Source organism: Streptomyces sp. NPDC058231, from assembly GCF_042882275.1.
Classification (GTDB): Bacteria; Actinomycetota; Actinomycetes; order Streptomycetales; family Streptomycetaceae; genus Streptomyces.
In genome coordinates this window covers 84,690-102,796 of the sequence record NZ_JBHVWN010000008.1, presented here as the reverse complement: position 1 = coordinate 102,796, position 18,107 = coordinate 84,690, and the positions used below count along the sequence as shown (strand labels likewise).

Below are 18,107 nucleotides of genomic sequence, written 5' to 3'. Positions count from 1 at the left end.
GAAAGAGGAGTTTAGTGTGATTAGGATTGGCGTACTCGGAAAGATTGCGGAGGGTGATGAGGCTGGCAGGTTCGTCTTCATCAAGGAACTTCCGGATGATCCGCCGAGCTATCTAGTTCTCACAGCTGCTGATGAAAACTTCAAAACCTCTGGTGGGGATGAGTGGGTTGAGGACTACCCCTCGCTGGTCGATTTCTTCAAGGAAGGGCAGTGGGTTGTGGAATGGCGGTGAATCAGAAGCTGCATTCGTTTTGACGGCAATAAGGGACAATTGCTGCTGACGCTTTGAGCTTCGTCTTCGATCCCGAGGCGGGAAGATTCCTGGCAGGCGACCGCGAGTACATCCCTAATGGCCTCAGCCCCCATGAGCAGTTGGCGAAATCACTCGGCGCCGACAAGAATACGGTATTGGGTGGCACACTCTTCCGCGAAGATGGTCGACTGGTGTTCACGGAGGAAAGCGGGCACTATGGACATAGGTGGACGGACGCAACGCGTCAGCAATTCCAAAAATTCATGGACGGCAATGGCGTTCAGTGTGACTACAGGTCGTGGAGCTGAGATGACCGTATAGACTCCGGTGGTGTATCGCGGCGACGGGGCATGGATCGGAATCATGCCTGACGGTCGGATCGGTGTGGGCGTTGAGCTGGAGGGTCGGGCGACTCTTGAGAGATCTGGATTCGTTCCCATGTGGCCCTATTTGGAGCGCGATCTCTCCGCCTGCCTTAGCGAGTTTTCCCGCGCATGGGAATCTCTCGCTGAGGGCGGCGTGTCGACCCCCGAGAAGCTGATGGAGCTGACGATTGAGTCAGCATGGAACTCTGGTCGCTCGTATTGGATGCAGCTAGCCGTTCCCTGGACCATCGAGATGGCGCAACAGAAAAATTTCGATCAGAAATTCATCCAGGAGCTTCTCGATGGGATGGCAAATTCAGAGATCCTGGCTCCCGAGCTGCGGGATCGAGCGCAACGGACCAAATCCTAGCTGAAACGCCTGCCATGGCGACGTTCACTGAGTCGTGGATCCCGTTGGTGAACACCGAAACAGGTAGCCTCCGGTAATTGAAGTCGCAGCGTCGGCATGCAATAAATACCCAGGGGTCCCGCTGGATTTAGTTCCATCGGGGCCCTTGGTGGTCATAAACGGCACCAACAGGCTGCTCGTTCGGGAAGGCATGGAAGCATCCGCACCCACGATAGGAGCCCGTGGCGCTCCTGGGGTTGTCGAGTGGAGATCGCCCGAATCGATGAACGGAAGCAATAGGAGCTGGGAGCTCAACATCGACGTCAATTCCAACAGAATCACCCCTTTGCTCTCAAGGGAATGAAGGGGTGATCACGAAATGAACTTCTCAGTCCGAGACGAATCTCTCCTCGAAGGCGTTATAGCCACCTCAAGACATAATGTTTTGAGGGCTTAGGCTCCGCTCAAGGCGCACACTCAAAAGAATCGTTCTGGTGTGGCAGATCTGTCTAATATGATCTGCCACACCAGATTTTTGGTTAATCGAAAGCAGGATCAAATGTCCTTTGAAAGCTTTTTCTATGGATGCCTGTTCGGGCTCTTTGCGGCTGGGGCTATTTTTGAGATCAAAGAAAAAAGAGGCGAGTCTCCCATGGGGGTAATTAAAATTGCTATGCTTGTGAGTGCGATCATCTCGCTGGTGGCTAGTATTTACTTTTGAGTATTGGGTCAGCTTCGACATCCAGACCGCGGCGACTGGCGTTGGCGGCAGTGGGGGCCAGGTATACGTGCCCGAGGTTGCGGCGGCGACCACAACCTGGACTGCTCGGTGCTGTTGCGCCGGGTCGAGACAGTCGGCCTCGCGCACAGACGGCACGGCGAGCCGATGTCTCCGAGGAAGGCAGGCCCCTGGCCGGCTGCCCCGCCAACCGTACGCACGACCAACCGCACGCCGATCGCCCGTAGCCGCCCGTTCCTCCTTCTCACGCTGACCTTCGCCCTCTCCTGCTTCGCCATGTACGACGGTCGTCCTCCTGGAAGAGGCCGCGCCCGTGGCCAGGGCTTGACCGTCACGACTCGGGTATCCAGGTCGTTGGGGGACTAACGCACTTCCATGCGGAGCGGTCGCAGGGCCTGCTCAGGGCCGGACGTGACCGACTGCACGAAGCGGCGTGTCAGCCCTGAATCCGCTGATACCCCCCCCGGCTGGACGACTTCCGGCCGGGGCACCTCGAAAGCCTGCAGCAGCACGCTATTCGCATTCACTTCCCGATCCTCCGCCCGTACGCGCCCGCCACCTGTGACGGCCCACGCCCGCCAGAGACCGGCGCCTGCGGCAACGGGGCGTGGACGATGGCGCCCTTGTTCGCCTCCGGGATCAGCCCGTACGTCAGGATGCACGACGCGTCGATGCGGCCGGGGCTGTCCGGGTCGGTCGACATCCACGTCGACCACTCCCGTTCCAGGTCGACGAACAGACCGCGCAGCCGCACCCGATCCTGCACCATCTGCTGCGCCACCGGCTCCGCGCGCAACAACTTCCCTTGCTTGGCGGTCACAAGGTCGATGGCAGGCATCAGGACGTTCTCCGGAATCTCCCCGTCACGCTGGAGGGTCTCCCACGAGGTGCGGATCGCGAGCGAGCACATGTCGCGCCCGTAGTTCGCCTCGACGTAGATGATCGCCGCGTTCGCCTCGTACGCAAGCCGGCAGGCCGCGGTAGACCAGTCCGCCGACGACATCACGGCCGACACGTCGTGCGTGATCCACACACGCTTGTCGTCGCCCAGGAACCCACCGACGACACCGGCGACGTCCCGGCCCCCACCGGACGGATCGACCGCAACGGCGATCTTCTGCGGTTCGACCTTGGTCGCCGAGTCCCGCAGCAGGCGCAGCAGCTCCTCCGAGACAAGCGCACCTTCGGCGGGCTGTGGGTCGCCCTGGGCGAGGCTGTGCCAGTCCCGCACAATCGACGTGCGTTTCATATCCGCCCACCACGCCTTGAGCGCCTTCCGGTCCCGGGTGGGAATCTTCGGGTGCGGCAGCGGATCGCCGGGGGCCCGGCCGAGCGGATCGGCACCGAACTTCGCGTCGGCAACCGCGGGGAGGTGCACGACCTTCCACCGGCCGCCTTCCTCCAAGCGGCCTTCCTCAGCGAGGCGGCGACCAGCGAAGTCGTCCGGGTGCCAACGGGTCTGAATACCAACCACCGCATTCCGGTCCGGCTGGAGACGCTTCAGGGCGGTGGACGAGTACCAGTCGTGCAAAGCCCGGCGCGACGCCTCCGATTCGGCATCGGCACGGTCCTTATGGGGGTCATCGACGATCAGGCAGTTGTGGACGAGTACCTGGCCTGCAAAGAAGTTGCTCGTTCCCTGGACTTGGAGGTCATAGACGCGGACGCGGTCGCCGCGTACTGGGCGAACCACGGCCACGGCGTCGTCGTCGACTTGTGGTGCACGGCGTGGCAGTTCGAGCACAGGCTGACCAGGTTCTCCGGCCGGTTGTCCCGTACCTCCTCGTTCACGTGGTGCACATGGAACGTCGTCCGCTGCTGCACCTTGCCCTTGCGGATGAACGTCATGAACGTCTCGGGCGCCTTGCAGGCCACACAGCGGCGGCCGTCCCGGTCGAGGACCAGCGGGCGCATCGCCCGGAACCACGACGCGTACGAACTGCCGTCCTTGAACCGAGAGTTCCCCTCCCCGGTCATCCGCGCGGCGTGCACCAGGTTTGCGCAGCCGCGGGAGCAGTACGCCCTCCGGCTGCTCTTCGGCCGGAACAACGTCCCGCACTGCTCGCACCCCTTCTCGGCGAGCTTCCTCGTGCCCGTCTTCGGGTGCTGCGCCTTGCAGGCCGGCGAGCAGTACCGGACATGCCTCCACTGCTGGTTCGGCATCTCCGTCCCACAGCCCACGCAGGCCCGGGTCATCAACAGCGCCGCGTCGCGGCAGGCGAGCGAGCAGGTCAGCGTCTTCGTATCGCGCCGCATTTTCTTCGCATGGTCCGCCTGCGGCAGCTGGTACTCCTTCTCGCACACGGCGCAGGTCAGCGTCACCAGGAACGCCTCGCGCCTGCACTTCGGCGAGCAGTACGTCATGCCGCCGCCGCGCGGCACCTCCTCCCCGCAGTGCTTGCAAGCCGGGTTGGGCACCCTCCGGGCAGCGTTCGAGCACGCCCGGCCGCAGAACGGCCCCGGCTTGCCCTCGCGCCGCGTCCTCGCGAGGACCGAGGGGAGGCGCCAGAACGTCTTGCTGCACTGCACGCACGCCACCTCGGCCAGCGTCCGGCCCCGCGAGGAGCGGGTCTCTCGGCCGGAGGTCGGCGGCGGCGACGTACCCGCGTCCGGGGACGTAGAACCGGTGGTCTGGGGTGCAGCGGACCGTTCGGCCAGCCCGTGTAACGACTTCAAGGGTCTCCCTCTCGCTCACGCTCGTAGCGGTGACGGGAGCCCACACCGCGCGCTCGCGGTCGTGGTCGTACGCCAGCACCGGGTCCGTGCTCCCGGACTCGACATAGGCACCGATTGGCACGGCTCCACGCGGCGTGCGAATGAGCACGTCACCGGATACACAGTTTACCGGATGCCCCGTCAAACCCTTTCCAACTGAGACAGATCGGACGCCGCCGCCACGGGTGAGAGACCAGTCCTGCATGGCCCCTGACCCGGGCTGCATGTGCAGGTCGTACTCGGCGCCGTACTCCTCGACGTAGCCACGGATCGTCTTGCCACGCCGGAGCGCCAGGTCGTCGCCGTACGACGTGACCGCGATCCGGTCCATCGGGTGCAGGCACAGCCACCAGAACGGGAACCACTCCGCGACCGTGGTCGACTTCCCGACCTGAGGCGGTGTGTAAATAAGAAGACGGTCGTAGTCGCCGTGCTGGATACCCGCCAACGCCTCACCGATCACCCGCAGGTGCGGGCGCATCCGATACGTGTGGTCCAGGCCGCGCGCGAGGACCACGGGGTCGCGCAGCAGGTCGCGGCTCATCGACTTCTTGGCCGCCTCCAACTGCTGGAGTACCCCGGCATCGTCCAGGTGCCGCAGGTCATCGGCGGCCGGCTGCCTCGTCACCCTTCGTCGCCGCCATCGTCGACGTGCAGCGCGGGCTCATCATCGTCGTCGACCTGGGGCTCGTCCTCGTCGTCGTCGCTGCCGTCGACTGCGCGGAGCCGCCGGTTCACCGACGCCGCGAGGTCCGCGAGGCGTACGCGCCGCTGCTCGGCGGGCATCTGCGCGAACTCGGCGAGCTGTACCGCAAGCGGGTTCCCGCCCTGGCCGGTGACCGCGATCGTCTCCGTGGGGTCGCCGAACAGGACGCGCCGGTGCCGCATGGCCACGTCCATCAGCCGGATGAAGTCCCCCGGCGACAGCTCAGCGGCGTTCAGCGTGCCCAGGCGCTGCGCCAGTTTCCCGATCGCTGCGCCCAGGATCTTCGAGTCCGTCTCGGCTGCCTTGCGGCGCTCTTCGAGCCACGTGGCCTCGTACAGGCGGTCCAGATGCCGGTCGTACGCCTCGACGCGCTCCCGCCACCGGAACTCGACGGCGACGTTCCTCACGTGCCCGGGCGCGAGTGTCAGGCTCTCCGCAGCCTTGACCAAGGTTCTGGCGCGCCCGAGGTCCCGGTACGTGGCGAATTGGCCGTGTTTGCGGGCTGACTCCTTGGGCTGGCGCTCCCAGGGGTCGAGTGCGGGGTCGAGTGTGATCGGGTCGTTCGTGGTCACGACTGACCTTCCGGGGCCGTGCTGGCGTAGTTCGGTCCAGACAGGTACTCCCCTGCCAAGCGCTCAAGGAGGCGCCATCCCTGCCCCTGCTCGATCTCTCCACGGCCCTCTGCTGCTGAGATGGCTTTGTTGATCGTGACGGCTGCTGGTGCTGGGAGTGAGCGGGCACCGAGGACGGTCTCAAGCCCTACGGTGCCGGAGTGCAGGGGGGTGCCGTCTGGGGACTGGTAGCCGGCCTGGAGGTCGGTGAGGTGGTTCTCGACGATGGTGAGGATGGCGTGGAGGGCGGTCGCGACGTTGCCGACCTTGTGGGCCGCGTGCGTGGACGCGAGGGTGTCGAGGGTCTGTTCGTAGTCGGCGCGTGCGGCGAGCCATGAGGCGTCCTGGCCGAGGCGGGCCTGGTCGAAGGCTTCGCGGGCCGCTTCGAGCTCCAGGGGCAGGAACACGAGGCTGACGGTCGCGAAGTCGAGGTTGGCCTCGGACAGGCCCTCGGGGCTGACTTCGGCGAGGAGCTGGAGCTGGTCGTCGTCGAGGCCGGAGTAGGCCCGCCAGTCGACGTCGTCGAGCTGCTCGTACAGCTGCTTGAGGGTGGCGGGGTCGTCCTCGCCCGCGATGCTGTTGTGGGACAGCTGGATCGCGATGAGCTGCTGCTCGTCGAGGTGCTCCTCGATGAGCATGACGTCGATGGTGTCGACCCCGGCATCCACGGCCGCCATGGTGCGGTGATTGCCGGACAGGACGAGCTCGCGGCCTTCGTCGTACTCGCCGCCGCCGTAGACGAGGGGCACGCTGGTCAGGCAGCCGTCGCGGCGGACGTTCTCGACCAGCCGGTCGTACTCCTCTTTCCGCATGAAGCGGGCGTTAACTGGGAGGAGCTGGAGGCTGCTGGGGTCGCGGCGTACGAGGCGGGGCCGCAGTGCAGGGAGGTTCGTCATCGCATGTCCTTACCGTGCTTGGTCTTCCACAGGTCCAGGGCTTCGGCGAGGTCGTAGCCGCCGAGGGGGCCGCCGTACTGGAGCTGGTAGCGGTGGATGCCGTCGCCGGCGTCGCCGGGCTCGGAGCGTTTCTGGAGCTTCACGCCGGGGATGCCGCGCCCGTACTTCGCGCTGTTGGGCCGGTCGGTGAACGCGGTGGTCGCCCAGCCGGTGATCCGCTTCGACAGGGATCGCTGGATGAGGAGCTGTGCCTCCTTCGTGGAGGCCGCCATCACGATCAGTTTGGCGAGGCGCCGGTACCGGGTCCACGACACGGGGAAGTCCGACATCAGGTAGGCGGTGTTCGGGTCGAACTTCGGCGGGAGGTACGCGAACGCGCCGATGAGCTTCCCGTCGACGGCGACACCGCACGCGATGAGCGGCGACCCGGGCAGGATCGTCTTCGACATGAACTGTGACCGGACGGCGGCGAACTGGCCGCCGGTCAGGATGTGCAGGCTCATCCGGTCGCCGAGTTCCTCGTCCTTGCCGATCTTCGGCATGGGGATCGTCTCGATGGGCTGCCGGGGGCGGACAATGCGCCGGGGCCCGTCCGCGGCGTACACGTAGATCGGCAGGCCGCGGTTCGCGGTCTGGACGACCCCGGCCAGCTGGTCGCGGAGCTCGGGGCGCTCGATGTGCAGGCCGAGGACCCAGTTCGGCCGGTCCTGCACCTGCTCGATGATGCGTTCCTTGCCGGTCTCGTCGAGCTCGCCGAACTCCGGCTCTGGCCAGGCAAACGCCGAGTCGATGGGCGCGAACTGGCTGGTGTAGTCGCCGGAGTAGAACGGCGGGAACATGACGACGGGGGCCTCGGGCGGGACCTGGTCAAGGTAGTCACGGACGTCGCCGGCGAAGAACGAACCGAGCGTCGTCTCCAGGCCCCGGAGCTTCGTGGCGGTCTTCTCGTGCATGCGGGGCCACTGGTCCTGGGTGGCATCCATCATCCGCCGGTAGTACGGGCCTTCCTTCCCGACGTACTGGAGGAACCGGGTGCCGAGCATCAGGGTGGCGAGGAGGTCCGTGCGGTCCTCCAGGTACGGGTGCAGCCAGCCGAGGGAGTCTTCGTACTCCTCGCGCAGCGTGTACTCCAGCGGTTCCCCGGCCAGGTACCAGCCGAGGGCGCACGAGTATGCGGTGATGTCGTTGCCGTGGACACGGCGCTCCGCTCCGAAGCGGGAGCTGAGAACCCGCTCGATGGTGAAGTTGCCGGAGCACCCGACGTAGATGTCTTTGCCGGGCCAAGTCCCGGCGTGCTCGTAGATGATCGACCGAAGGGGCGCGGGGATCGAGCCGTGGAACATGGGCCGCTCCTGTGACGGTTCCGCTGAGACGGGCGGCGATGTTAGCCGACCTGGCGGGGTCACCCTTGGGGCATCAATGCAGGCCAGGGCGCACAGCGAAGCCCCCGACCGGCCGGGGCCGTTCGGGGGCTTCGTGGTGGAGCGCCAGCCCGGACTTGAACCAGGACCTCCCGCCCGGAAGGCGGGTGTGCTGCTGTTGCACTACTGACGCATGTGGTCGGCTGCGCCGCTGCTCAGGACAGCCGCTCACGGAACAGAATGATACATGCACGTTTAGTAAGCATCCCGTGCCCTGCCTGTTCTTGCGGGGGTCCCGGGACCTGACGCCAAGTGAGAGAATCTTGTCATGGACGCTGGACTTGCTGCCGTGTTGGGCGCTCTGTCCGGGGCTGTGGCGACGACTGCGGCAGCACTGGCAACCTCGCGGGCCACCCGTGCGCAGGCTCAGGCTGCCCGCGAGCAGGCCGAGATTGCGGCTCGTGCCGAGCACCGCCGACAGCGGAGAGAGCCGCGGCACGGGGTCTACAGAGAGTTCATCGCCGCGGCGACTGCCTTACGCAACTATGCCGAGACGAGGATCAGCCCCCGCTTGCAAGACATTGCCGCTGGGGTCATCGACCCACCGGAGACGCCCGAGCTCGTGGTCACCTTTGAGGAGGTCCGGGAGTGTGAGCAACTCGCGGAACAAGTGAGGAGTCGGTGGGTTGAAGTCGTGCTCGCTGGGCCAAAGCCGATCGAGGAACCTGCCCGGAAAGTTGAGCGCATGGCTTTCCACCTCGGCCTGGCCTTTCGCCTCACAAACGCTCGGGCCGGGAGCGATCCTTCGCAAGCCCTCGGCCTTAACTTCAACCTGGAAGCTGCCCTTGGGTCCCGGGTTGCTCAGCAGGCACTGAGCTCGCTGAGCGAGGACTTGGAAGGGTTCATTTCTGTCGCGCTGTCCGCCCTGGACGATGACGGGAGCACGTAGGCGCCATCAGGCCCTTCCTGCCCGAAGCCGGGCAGGTCGAGGACGAGTTGTCCTCTGCTGGCCGCCATGGGTTGCTCTCCTTGGGTTTAGTGAGCAGGCAAACCCATCACTGGGGGCTGCGATCGGGGCTGAGACCGCCTCATTCGGGCCGTTTGGGGGTAGTGAAGCGAGGCCGGTGGACGGCTTGGACACACTTGTGGGGCCGTGACCTGGTGCTGGTCACGGCCCCACGGGCGGGCGTCTACTGCTGCGCTGGCGGAAGCTCCAGGTCGTACGTGTCGTCGTGTGCGCCCGGGTTGTGCCATCCGGCCTGTTCGAGTGACTTCTCGTCCGCACCGAATTCGAGGGCGTCGCGCATGAGGCCCTCGACTTCCTCCACGGTGGCGTCATCCAGGCCGACCGGGCAAGCGGGCGCGTACCAGAGGGTCTTGCGGTCGCTGTCGAGGACGGCGCGCAGTCCGCCGTTGGTGACGTCGACGGTGAGGGCCGCCGCGGTGGGCAGGTGGGGCCGGATGAGGTGGGCTGCGTAGGCGGCCGCGGCGGCCAGGGCTGTCTGTCGGGTCCGCTTCACCTCCAGGTAGGCGTCCTCGAACATGGCGGAGAATGCGGTGGTCACCGCGTCGGTGACCACCCTGCTGGTCTCGTCGGCGTCCTCCGGAGGCGCTTCTACGGCCACCGGGGGCAGGCCGAGGATGTTCACGCGCCGTTCGGCGATCTCGGCGGCGCTTTCGCGGCGGATCCGGGCGATCTCGTTGAACGCGAGGCCGATCGCTTCCCGTCGGGTGTCGGCCTCGGCCCACACCTTGCGGTGGCCGTTCACGTCCCGGACCTCCCAGCACTCGGCGGCGCTGGCGCGGGTGCGGTAGACGGCCATCTTCGAGGCGGTGACGTGCAGGCTCGCCGGGATGTCGTCGGGGAAGTCGCCGGGGACGGTGAACAGGTACCCGACGCGGCCGAATGGCTGGTGCTCCGCGAACCGGTCGGGGCCGTACGCGTCAAGCTGGATCTGATCAATGGCGTCGCTCATGGTGGTGCCGTCCTTCTATCGCGTGCGGGTGGTGGAGGGCAGGCGCCGGGCGGGGTATGCGCGTCCCCCGCCCGGCGCCGCCGGTCAGAACTGGGCGGGGCTGCTGCTCTGGCAGGTCGGGCACAGGCCGGCCGGGGTGCACGACTGGTGGGCGCTGACCACCGTTCCGGAGCAGTGGGCGCAGTTCGCCGGGTGGTGCCAGTAGCCGGTCAGTACCGCCAGGGCCTCGTCGAGCGAGCCGACACCGATTGCCCGGACGCCCGCAGTGACCGCGTCCTCCACGGCGCCCTTGGGGACGAGGACGGTCGTCGTGCCGCGCTCGGCGATCTGGCGGACGGTGCTGGGCAAGCCGTACGGAACGCGCACCCCGCCGTCGAGGCCGAGTTCACCGACCATGGCGACTCCGGCCAGGCAGTCACCGGGGAGCCGTCCGGCTGCGGCAAGGACGGTGCAGGCGATCGCGAGATCCAGGCCGCTGGTCCCGACGCTGGTGGCGTCGTCGCCATCGGTCCCGATCGGGGCGATCTTCACGAGCACGTTGGACATCGGCCAGTCCAGGCCGCTGTTGATGACCCCCGCGCGTACGCGGTCGCGGGTCGAGGTGGTGCTCCTGACCGGCAGGCCGTCCACGCTGAACGTCGCGGTGCCGGGGACGCTGCTGGCCTCGACCTGGAAACCGGCGTCCCGGGTGGCCGACAGTGCGTGCGCCTTGCCGTACGGCTCGGGCTCGGGGGCGGGCTCGGTGGCCGGCTGGGGCTCGGGGGCCGCCTGGCAGCTCTCCAGCTGGCTGGCCGGGCTCAGCGGGTAGTCGTCGAGGCCGGACTGCTCGCGCAGGGCCGAGAGAAGCTGATCGACGGCCGCGCGGGCGCTGGTGGCGTGCTCCAGGTGGACCGAGCCGAACGCGTCGTGCGCGTCGATCTCGATTTCCTCGAGCGCCATGGCGCGCTTCGTGGCGTCGGTCGGGGACGGGGCGACGTCCCACAGGAGGTAGCTGGTGCCCTGGTCCTGGCCGACGATGATGAACTCGCGGGTCTCGGTGGTCGTTTCGGTGCTCACGCGTTCCTCCGGTGATCTGGCTGGGGGGTACGGTGGGCCGCACGCGCCTGGTCGGGTTGTGAGGCCCTTCGGTGCTGGGCTGCGTCTGGCGGCCGGTGGGATTCCCTCGCTTTTGCGCCCCACCGGCCGCCGCCAGCTAGCAGACCTTCGAGTAGGTGCCCCTCTGACGCCCGCCCGGCTGGAACACGTACGGGCTGGTGCGGAGGATGGTGACCTCGTCCGGGCTGCTTTGCTCGATCTCCTCCATGGCCACTAGGAGTTGGTGGCTGATGTGCGACCTGACCTGATAGCCGCTCAGGACCTCTTCGGTGATCTCGGGCTCCCGGCCCGGCCTGTCGACCTCGGTGAGCCGGTAGTACGTGGCGCAGTCGTCGATCTCCAGTTGGGCCATTGCGGCGGTCACGTCGATGACGAGGTCGGCGTACTTGGCCCTGCGGATCGTGGCTCGCATGCTGGCTCCCTGTGTGGGGGGGAAGTGGTGAGTGGTTCTACTTACATCATTTCCCAAGACGACTTGGGGTAATCCATTTGGGCAAGGGGATTCGGGTAAAGTTTCCGCAGGTCAGACGGCCAGGGCCATGCGCTCCGGGTTGGCGTAGCGGTCGATCTCCTCGCCCGTGATGCACTCGACCAGGGCGCACAACAGCACCTCGGCCGCGTTGGGGGTTACGGCGTTTCCGTACTGGCGGACTTGATTCCGCTTCGACCCGAGCACCCGGTACTTGTCCGCGAACGCCATTGCCCTGCCGATCTCGTGGGGCTGGAGCATCCTGAACAGCACCTTCGAGAAGTCGTACTGGCCGCTGCCGTCGAGCAGCGCGTACCGGTCGCGGGTCGGCAGGGTCCCGATCGGCTCGGACGTCGGCCGGGCCTGCCCGTTGCCGTAGTACGGGACGAGCAGGCTCCGCTCAGTGGTCACGAGGCCGTGGTGGTTGCCGCCGGCCGAGACGGTGTGGAGCGGGTGGCCCGTGTGCCGCGCCTTCTCCTTGTCGCCGCCGCCCCGCATGGGCACCACGAACGGTGCATAGGCGATCGCCGTCTCCGCCCGGGCGGTCTGGGTGCGCAGGGGGTCGTCCAGGCGCATCGCCTTCTTGCCGTCGCGGCCCTCGCAGGGGATCAGCAGTGGCGGGATCACCAGGCCGTCGCTCTCGACCGTCGTCCGGGTCGGCATCGGGGTGTCCACGCTGGTCCCGCCGGTCCGCCAGGTGCCACCGGTGGGGACGAGGAGCGGAGCGAGCCGCGCCGCCTGCTGCTCGGCGTCGCCGAACAGGGCGCCCTGCTCGTCCTCGTCGATCGGACCGCCGGGCTGCGGCCAGTAGCGGGCGACCCCGGCCCGGATTCGTTTCATCGTCGCTGGCGCCAGGCCCTCGGGGCAGTCCTTGCTCTTGGGCCGACTGCCGATCGGCGTGCCCTTGATGGACCAGTCGATCGCCGCCGCGGCCGGGAGGACGTCGGGCTCGACCAGGGCGCGGCACGAGGAGCGCGGGCACCGGTAGTCGTAGCTCTGGCGGTACCGGCCCATGTCCTTGCCGGGCTGGCGGAAGACCTGGAGCGCCATGACCACCTCGTCGCAGTCCGGGCAGTAGGCCGCGGGGCGCAGCCACTTGTCCCAGTCGGGCGTGCGGCCGAGGCTCTTGTGCCAGTAGGCGACGTACAGCCGGTCACGGGACTGCGGGCAGCGGTGCACGCTGCGCGGGTCGGCGTGCATCGAGTTCAGCGCGATGACCTTCGTGCGGTAGCCCATCTTGTGGAACTCGCGCAGCCAGCTGTCCCACTCGGCCCACGCGCGGACGTCGATGACGTTCTCGACGATCCCGGCCTTGACCAGGCCGCCGCGCTCGATCACACCTCGGAGGTAGAGCGGGATCTCCTCCATCAGGGCCCGCGACGCTTCTTCCTCCTGGGTGGGGGCGTTGTCCTCGTCCTCGCCTGTCTGGAACTTCTCCTCCTCCTGGTCCGCGTAGAGGTCGAGGAGGTCGCCCTGTACCGCCTTGGCGAAGCTCCGCTTCTTGCCCTTGGCGATCGACCAGTTCGTGCACTCCGGCGACCCCCAGTGGAGGTCACAGATGGGCCAGGCCCAGACGGGGGCCTTGCGGATATCGCCCATGTAGTGCGCGACGCCTGGGAAGTTCATCGCGTGGCTCTGGAGGGCTTGCTTCCAGTGGTTCGCGGCGCGTGCTACGCGGAGGCCGGGGACCGCGTGTGCGCCCTGGGAGCTGCCGCCTGCCCCGCAGAACCAGTCCATGAGGCTGAGGTCGCCGCCGTCATGCTTGAACACGCGCACGCGGCTGGGGGCTTTCGCCTCTGCGGAGGCTTCCGCCCAGGAGCGGGTAGTGGAGTCGATGTAGGGCATGGCGGAGCTCCTCGTGAGGTCGGTCGGTGCTGGCCGAGCGAGCGGGGATTCCCGCCCCCGCTCGCTTGGCCGGTGGAGCGTGGCTTAGTGGGTGGGCACTATGCCTAACGCCTAACGTTCCGTGAAGTACCGGGGCAAACCGGGGGATTTCAAAGAAAACCGCAGGTCAGAGGCCCGCCAGCCGCCTCGTGCAGTTGCGGACGCTGATGCCGTCGGCGATGTACGACTCGTCCTCGGCGACGTCCAGGCTGAACACCTCGGCTGTCGGCCCGTGTTCGACGCGCGTGACGGGGTGCCAACGGAACCCGTCGTGGTCGGGGCGCCGGCCGCCTTCGCGCTTCCACGAGAGCAGCCAGCCCTGCTTGCCGGGCCTTCCTTGGTCGCTGAGGCCTCCGGCGAATCCCAGCGAGCAGACGAGCAGCCGCAGGCCGACCATGAACGGCTTGGAGTGCATGCGCACCGAGAACTGGTCGCGGTGGGGGCCGTCGTTGACCAGGCCGTCCAGGAACGCCTGTCGGAGCTCTTCGGGCATCGCCAGCGCCCAGGCAGGGAAGCGGCGACCGGCCCCGTACCCGCCGAAGTGCTCGGCCAGCCAGTCGACGAGGTCGGGGCAGAGCGCCGCCGCCGCTTCTCCCTTGAGCCTGATCATGTTCCCGGCTGTGCGGAGGACCTCGATCGGGTCGATTCCGGTGAGGGATGCGGGCAGGTCAGGGACCGGGAGCGGCTTGCCGAAGTCGAGGGGCGAGGCGAGGCGGTGCCCCTCGGCCAGGTCCCGCGCCCTGGTCCATCCCGCAGATGACAACTCCCCCGCCTCGCCGCCCTCCAGGAAGACTCGTGAGACGCGCGTGCGGAACGGACGATCGGCGGTCGCCGCCAGGCCGCTGGCCAGGGATGCGCAGTGGACTCGGACGGTGGGCGCGGTCGTCCGCCTGGTGGCCGTCACCGGCCTCCACAGGCGCTGGTGCGTGAACACCTCGTCGCCCTCGATGACGTCCTCGATCGGGACGAGGCCGCGACAGGTCAGGATCATCGTCCCCGCCGGGAAGCCGGTGGGCGTGGGATAGCCGGGGGGCTGGGGGGCGTGAGTGGTCATGTGACGTCCTCGATCTCTTCGGGTGGGATGAGGGAAGCCGGGGCGGGCGCGGTGCCCGCCCCGTGGGAACCGCAGGTCAGATGGCGCGCTGCTCCGGGAGGGGCGGCAGCGGGGTCCGCTTCACCTGGAAGGGGATCAGCGGCGAAAGGTCGGCCGAGAGCACGTACCAGCACCACTCGTGGCCGCCGATGGCGTACCGGCCGTCGTCGTTGGGCTGGGCGATCTCGGCTGCTTCCTGGTGGCGCTCGCCGCCGAGGTACATCCAGCAGATGCTGAGCACGATCGCGTGGCTGTCGCCGTCGACGGTGCCGTCCGTGACGTGCACGGTGTCGGCCGAGCCGTGTCCGAGGCGGGCGGCTTCGGCCTGGGTGTCGTCCGCGATCCGGCGGACGGTGTCGAGGTCGAACCACGGCTTCACGAAGCCGTCGCGCTGGTCGTCGGGGTCGATCCAAGCCGGGTAGCGGTCGCGGTCGTTGCAGGAGACGAGAACTTCGATCATGGGGGTTCTCCGTGAGGTCGTTTCGGTCGGTGCGCATGGGGCGACACCGGGACGGGCGGGGATTCCCGCCCTCGCCCATCCCGGGGCAGGGGTGATGCGTGGTCAGTCGAGGGGTAGGCCAGCCGCCTTGGCGAGGTCGATGCGGTAGACCGCCTGCCCGTCGCGCTCGGGCAGTTTGGTGACGAGGGGCTTCCAGACACGCTCGTTGCCGTAGTTCAGGTAGGGCACCCACTCGTTCATGTCGAAGATTTCGTCCCCGGCGTATGTGCCGAGCGTGGCGGTGAATGAGGTCTCCGTGCCGTCTGCCGTCCAGTACCGGCCGGTGGCGAGCAGTGAGCCGTCGGCCGCTTCCATGAGTTCCGCGTGCTTGGCGTCGAAGGGGACATCCGCACTGTCGTTGCCGGTCAGGATGTCCCGCACGGCCACCGCGGTGACGACGGCCATCACGCGGCCGAGTTGTTCGGCCGCCGCGTGGTACGCGTCCAGGGCCGCTTGGGCTGCGGCGGACAGGGCGCCACTGTCGGGGAGCTCGTAGGCCCGGGTCTGGGGGTCATGAGTGGTCATGGGACGTCCTTGATCGGTTCGGATGGGGTGGAGGAGGGGCTGGCGCTACCACTCGCGGGGCAGGGCCGGGAACTTGATCGCGTACGCCTCGGTGCCCTGGTCGTTCCGGATGGCCTTCCATCCGCCGGTCGTGAGCGCTTCGGGGCCGGTACTGGACAGCAGTGCCTGGCGTAGGGCCTCGTCTGCTCCGCCGATCCGCTCGTAGTCGAACGCGCCATAGTCCTGCTCGTCGTTCGTCCAGACGATCGCGTCGGCGGTGGCCACGGAGATCAGGCGCGGGTGGCCGTCCTCGACGATCAGGCCGGCTGCGGTGGCGTTCGGGACGAGCTCGCGCAGGATGTCACCGGCCTTGCGGACGCCTTCCCTGAGCGCGTCGCAGCCGCAGGCGCACGGCTTGCCGTCCTTCTTGCTGTCGCGGTTCAGGTGGCAGTTCGTGCAGTCGTACTCGTGCCAGTCCATGCCCTCACCGCACGCGCACCACCAAGAGGCGAAGGCCCACGTCCATTCCCAGCCGCCGATGCCGTACAGGCCGTCGCGGCTGGGCGCTACGACGTCGGCGGCGGTGTCGCTTTCTTCGATGAGCCACTGCCAGCGGGCGTGGACGACGACCGTGCGCGGGGCTCCGCGGCCGGTGACCTTGCGCCGACGGGCCGCCTTGCGGTCGTTCGCTGTGGCGTGGGTGATCGTGGTGGCCGCGACCGCGTCCCGGCTGACGTTGCGCCACCGGATGCGGACGGCGATCGCTACACGCTCGTCTCCCCGCTCGTCGTCGCTGTTGTACCGGCAGGTGCCGCCTTCGATGATGTGGACGGTGTCCTGGCTGTCCGCGCGCCCGTCGATGACGTGGATGGTGTCGACGCAGTCGTAGCCGTACTCGTCGGCCTCGCGGAGCGTCTGGGCGGACAGCTCCCGGGCGGTGTCGAGGGTGAAGTACGGGCTCAGCCACCCGTTCCACCGGTTGGCGGGGTTCAGCTTGCAGTCGAACGGGCCGAGCATGTCGTCGATGCAGACGCGGGTCTGGATCATGTTGCTGTCGCGGGACATGGTGACGCTCCTTGCGTGCTGTGAGGTGAGTTCGGTTGGCTCCCGGGTGGGCGGGGATTCCCGCCCCCGCCCGCCCGGGGTGTGGCTCGCTTAGAGCTCGAACAGCGTCGGCGGCGCCTTCGCGGCCGTCATCGGCTTGGCGCCCAACTCGGGCACTTCTTCGCCGGTCTGCTCGGTGAACCACTTCGAAAATTGCAAGCGGTGGCACCAGTCGTTCGGCGGCTTCAGCTTGTCGAAGCGGTCGAAGCAGAGCAGGACGAGCGGGCCGTCCGAGCCGCTGGCGGCGGCGATGGTGGCCAGCTCGCGGCGGATGTTCTCGAGTCCGTTGCCGTTGAGCAGTCGGCGGTAGCTGAACTCGTAGGCGTCCCGGGCGTTGATCTTCAGCAGCTCCCGTGTGGGGGTGATCAGGCGCGCGTGACCGGCGAGCTGGTAAGGGAGGGAGAACCGCGGGTGGCCGGCCGTGGTGCGCACGGGGGTGCCCATGTGCGGGGCGAACTCCTGGTACGTGCAGGTCGCGAGGCGGATGGCGTCCATTCCTTGCCCTTCGTGTGGTTGATGGGTACAAGATCAACTTTAGTGGCTACCCACTATGAGAGCCAGTTGAACAACCCTAGATCCAGGGTGTGTTGCGGGGGGTCTACGCGGCGAACAGGTCGAGCTGGCACGGCTGGCGGCTCAGCCAGTCGTGCGTCCGGAGCGGGCCCCCGGCGTAACCGGGGAGGAACACCAGGCACGTCCGGATCGACGTTCCGCACACGGCGAACGAGTCGTCGGGCAGGACCTCGATCTCCCCTCCCACCTCCTCGACCACTTCGCGGAACTCGGTGCTGGCCTTGTCCGACCACCACATGAGGCCCTGGGACATGATCGAGACGAGGATCCCGTCGTCTTTCATGAACCCGATCGCGTGCTTGATGTGGTCGAGCCCGTTCGAGAACGGCGGGTTCATCACCACCCGGTCGAACCCTTCCGCGTAGTCGAGCGGGTCGAGGCCGAGGAAGTCTCCTTCCACGACCCGGCGGCTGTCGCCCTGTTCGCGCAGCAGCTCGGCCCGGCGGGAGTCGAGCTCGACGGCGTCGACGACTCCGCCGCGCTTGACGATCTCGGCCGTCATGGCTCCTGAGCCGGCCGAGGGTTCCAGCACGGTCATCCCGGCGTCGACGCCTGCGAGGTCCACGACTTGCGTGACGAGGCTGGGCGGGGTCGGGAACCAGCCCTGGTCGCGACTCGTCGAGTACTCGCCGGCCGCGAGGCAGTGACGCATGAACTCCTCGATCCGGTACGGGAAGACGTGGCCCCGGACCGCTTTGCGGCCGTCCCACTTCCCGCTCATCGCCTTGAGCACCGAGTTCACTTGCTCGTAGACCACGCGGTCGATCTCGAACGGGATCCGCACCAGGTCGCCGCTGATGACGGTGCGCGGGTCGGTCAGGACGCGGAGGACGTCGGTCGGGAATCGCATGAGGCTCCTTCGGTTCACGGTCGGGTTCGGGGCGGGCACCCACGGTCGTAGTGGGTACCCACTAA

20 protein-coding genes, 1 tRNA gene and 1 pseudogene are annotated in these 18,107 nt (G+C 67.5%); 5 read left to right on the top strand and 17 right to left on the bottom strand.

The window, feature by feature from the left end:
• Positions 1-16 precede the first annotated feature (16 nt).
• The 4 genes from ACFVXE_RS08445 to ACFVXE_RS08430 all read left to right on the top strand — a co-directional run bounded on the left by ACFVXE_RS08445 (position 17) and on the right by ACFVXE_RS08430 (position 1,688).
• Positions 17-232 carry a hypothetical protein gene (locus ACFVXE_RS08445; RefSeq protein ID WP_389670241.1) on the top strand — a complete coding sequence of 72 codons (216 nt, stop codon included), beginning with the start codon at positions 17-19 and terminating at the stop codon, positions 230-232.
• 53 nt (positions 233-285) lie between these two features.
• Complete coding sequence (locus ACFVXE_RS08440; protein ID WP_389670240.1) at positions 286-561, top strand: polymorphic toxin type 43 domain-containing protein; 276 nt, start codon at positions 286-288, stop codon at positions 559-561.
• Between the two features lie 22 nt (positions 562-583).
• Positions 584-988, top strand: a complete 405-nt coding sequence (locus ACFVXE_RS08435; protein WP_389670239.1) for a hypothetical protein — start codon at positions 584-586, stop codon at positions 986-988.
• A gap of 475 nt (positions 989-1,463) precedes the next feature.
• A complete protein-coding gene (locus ACFVXE_RS08430) occupies positions 1,464-1,688 on the top strand; it encodes a hypothetical protein (RefSeq protein ID WP_389670238.1) in 225 nt (74 codons plus the stop codon).
• 541 nt (positions 1,689-2,229) lie between these two features.
• Here ACFVXE_RS08430 and ACFVXE_RS08425 read toward each other — a convergent pair.
• The 7 genes and pseudogenes from ACFVXE_RS08425 to ACFVXE_RS08395 form a co-directional block, all read right to left on the bottom strand.
• A complete protein-coding gene (locus ACFVXE_RS08425) occupies positions 2,230-3,405 on the bottom strand; it encodes a hypothetical protein (RefSeq protein WP_389670332.1) in 1,176 nt (391 codons plus the stop codon).
• Complete coding sequence (locus tag ACFVXE_RS08420; RefSeq protein WP_389670331.1) at positions 3,297-4,235, bottom strand: HNH endonuclease; 939 nt, start codon at positions 4,233-4,235, stop codon at positions 3,297-3,299. The genes ACFVXE_RS08425 and ACFVXE_RS08420 overlap by 109 nt, the downstream gene beginning before the upstream one ends.
• A 97-nt stretch (positions 4,236-4,332) precedes the next feature.
• Positions 4,333-4,626 (bottom strand): annotated as a pseudogene (locus ACFVXE_RS08415) (hypothetical protein); the annotation flags it as partial.
• A gap of 419 nt (positions 4,627-5,045) precedes the next feature.
• Positions 5,046-5,699, bottom strand: coding sequence for a hypothetical protein (locus tag ACFVXE_RS08410; protein ID WP_389670237.1), 654 nt, complete (start codon positions 5,697-5,699; stop codon positions 5,046-5,048).
• On the bottom strand, positions 5,696-6,634 hold the full coding sequence (locus tag ACFVXE_RS08405) for a ParB N-terminal domain-containing protein (RefSeq protein WP_389670236.1): 939 nt from the start codon (positions 6,632-6,634) through the stop codon (positions 5,696-5,698). Before ACFVXE_RS08405 ends, ACFVXE_RS08410 begins: the two co-directional genes overlap by 4 nt.
• Positions 6,631-7,977, bottom strand: a complete 1,347-nt coding sequence (locus ACFVXE_RS08400) for a hypothetical protein (RefSeq protein ID WP_389670235.1) — start codon at positions 7,975-7,977, stop codon at positions 6,631-6,633. The genes ACFVXE_RS08405 and ACFVXE_RS08400 overlap by 4 nt, the downstream gene beginning before the upstream one ends.
• Before the next feature lie 137 nt (positions 7,978-8,114).
• Positions 8,115-8,188, bottom strand: a tRNA-Gly gene (locus tag ACFVXE_RS08395).
• A gap of 135 nt (positions 8,189-8,323) precedes the next feature.
• Between ACFVXE_RS08395 and ACFVXE_RS08390 the strand changes: the two genes are divergently transcribed.
• Positions 8,324-8,944, top strand: coding sequence for a hypothetical protein (locus tag ACFVXE_RS08390; protein WP_389670234.1), 621 nt, complete (start codon positions 8,324-8,326; stop codon positions 8,942-8,944).
• Between the two features lie 241 nt (positions 8,945-9,185).
• Here ACFVXE_RS08390 and ACFVXE_RS08385 read toward each other — a convergent pair whose 3' ends face one another.
• The 10 genes from ACFVXE_RS08385 to ACFVXE_RS08340 form a co-directional block, all read right to left on the bottom strand.
• Positions 9,186-9,971: a hypothetical protein gene (locus ACFVXE_RS08385; protein ID WP_389670233.1), complete on the bottom strand. Its 786-nt coding sequence runs from the start codon at positions 9,969-9,971 to the stop codon at positions 9,186-9,188.
• A gap of 84 nt (positions 9,972-10,055) precedes the next feature.
• The gene (locus ACFVXE_RS08380; RefSeq protein WP_389670232.1) at positions 10,056-11,027 is read right to left on the bottom strand and encodes a magnesium chelatase domain-containing protein; all 972 of its coding nucleotides are present in this window, start codon (positions 11,025-11,027) and stop codon (positions 10,056-10,058) included.
• 136 nt (positions 11,028-11,163) lie between these two features.
• Positions 11,164-11,478 (bottom strand): hypothetical protein, encoded by a 315-nt coding sequence (locus tag ACFVXE_RS08375; protein ID WP_389670231.1) that lies wholly within the window; start codon positions 11,476-11,478, stop codon positions 11,164-11,166.
• Between the two features lie 111 nt (positions 11,479-11,589).
• Positions 11,590-13,380 (bottom strand): DNA cytosine methyltransferase, encoded by a 1,791-nt coding sequence (locus ACFVXE_RS08370; RefSeq protein WP_389670230.1) that lies wholly within the window; start codon positions 13,378-13,380, stop codon positions 11,590-11,592.
• 166 nt (positions 13,381-13,546) lie between these two features.
• Positions 13,547-14,473, bottom strand: a complete 927-nt coding sequence (locus ACFVXE_RS08365) for a hypothetical protein (protein WP_389670229.1) — start codon at positions 14,471-14,473, stop codon at positions 13,547-13,549.
• Positions 14,474-14,549: 76 nt separating this feature from the next.
• Positions 14,550-14,972 (bottom strand): hypothetical protein, encoded by a 423-nt coding sequence (locus ACFVXE_RS08360; protein WP_389670228.1) that lies wholly within the window; start codon positions 14,970-14,972, stop codon positions 14,550-14,552.
• Positions 14,973-15,074: 102 nt separating this feature from the next.
• A complete protein-coding gene (locus ACFVXE_RS08355; protein WP_389670227.1) occupies positions 15,075-15,536 on the bottom strand; it encodes a hypothetical protein in 462 nt (153 codons plus the stop codon).
• A gap of 45 nt (positions 15,537-15,581) precedes the next feature.
• The gene (locus ACFVXE_RS08350) at positions 15,582-16,580 is read right to left on the bottom strand and encodes a hypothetical protein (RefSeq protein WP_389670226.1); all 999 of its coding nucleotides are present in this window, start codon (positions 16,578-16,580) and stop codon (positions 15,582-15,584) included.
• A 90-nt stretch (positions 16,581-16,670) separates the two neighbouring features.
• The gene (locus tag ACFVXE_RS08345; protein ID WP_389670225.1) at positions 16,671-17,114 is read right to left on the bottom strand and encodes a hypothetical protein; all 444 of its coding nucleotides are present in this window, start codon (positions 17,112-17,114) and stop codon (positions 16,671-16,673) included.
• A gap of 103 nt (positions 17,115-17,217) precedes the next feature.
• Positions 17,218-18,042: an rRNA adenine N-6-methyltransferase family protein gene (locus tag ACFVXE_RS08340; RefSeq protein ID WP_389670224.1), complete on the bottom strand. Its 825-nt coding sequence runs from the start codon at positions 18,040-18,042 to the stop codon at positions 17,218-17,220.
• Positions 18,043-18,107: the final 65 nt, after the last annotated feature.

Coding starts and splice junctions, on each gene's coding strand:
- ACFVXE_RS08405 (WP_389670236.1), bottom strand. CDS start 6,634: ATGACGAACCTCCCTGCACTGCGGCCCCGCCTCGTACGCCGCGACCCC.
- ACFVXE_RS08400 (WP_389670235.1), bottom strand. CDS start 7,977: ATGTTCCACGGCTCGATCCCCGCGCCCCTTCGGTCGATCATCTACGAG.
- ACFVXE_RS08390 (WP_389670234.1), top strand. CDS start 8,324: ATGGACGCTGGACTTGCTGCCGTGTTGGGCGCTCTGTCCGGGGCTGTG.
- ACFVXE_RS08385 (WP_389670233.1), bottom strand. CDS start 9,971: ATGAGCGACGCCATTGATCAGATCCAGCTTGACGCGTACGGCCCCGAC.
- ACFVXE_RS08375 (WP_389670231.1), bottom strand. CDS start 11,478: ATGCGAGCCACGATCCGCAGGGCCAAGTACGCCGACCTCGTCATCGAC.
- ACFVXE_RS08370 (WP_389670230.1), bottom strand. CDS start 13,380: ATGCCCTACATCGACTCCACTACCCGCTCCTGGGCGGAAGCCTCCGCA.
- ACFVXE_RS08365 (WP_389670229.1), bottom strand. CDS start 14,473: ATGACCACTCACGCCCCCCAGCCCCCCGGCTATCCCACGCCCACCGGC.
- ACFVXE_RS08360 (WP_389670228.1), bottom strand. CDS start 14,972: ATGATCGAAGTTCTCGTCTCCTGCAACGACCGCGACCGCTACCCGGCT.
- ACFVXE_RS08355 (WP_389670227.1), bottom strand. CDS start 15,536: ATGACCACTCATGACCCCCAGACCCGGGCCTACGAGCTCCCCGACAGT.
- ACFVXE_RS08350 (WP_389670226.1), bottom strand. CDS start 16,580: ATGTCCCGCGACAGCAACATGATCCAGACCCGCGTCTGCATCGACGAC.
- ACFVXE_RS08345 (WP_389670225.1), bottom strand. CDS start 17,114: ATGGACGCCATCCGCCTCGCGACCTGCACGTACCAGGAGTTCGCCCCG.
- ACFVXE_RS08340 (WP_389670224.1), bottom strand. CDS start 18,042: ATGCGATTCCCGACCGACGTCCTCCGCGTCCTGACCGACCCGCGCACC.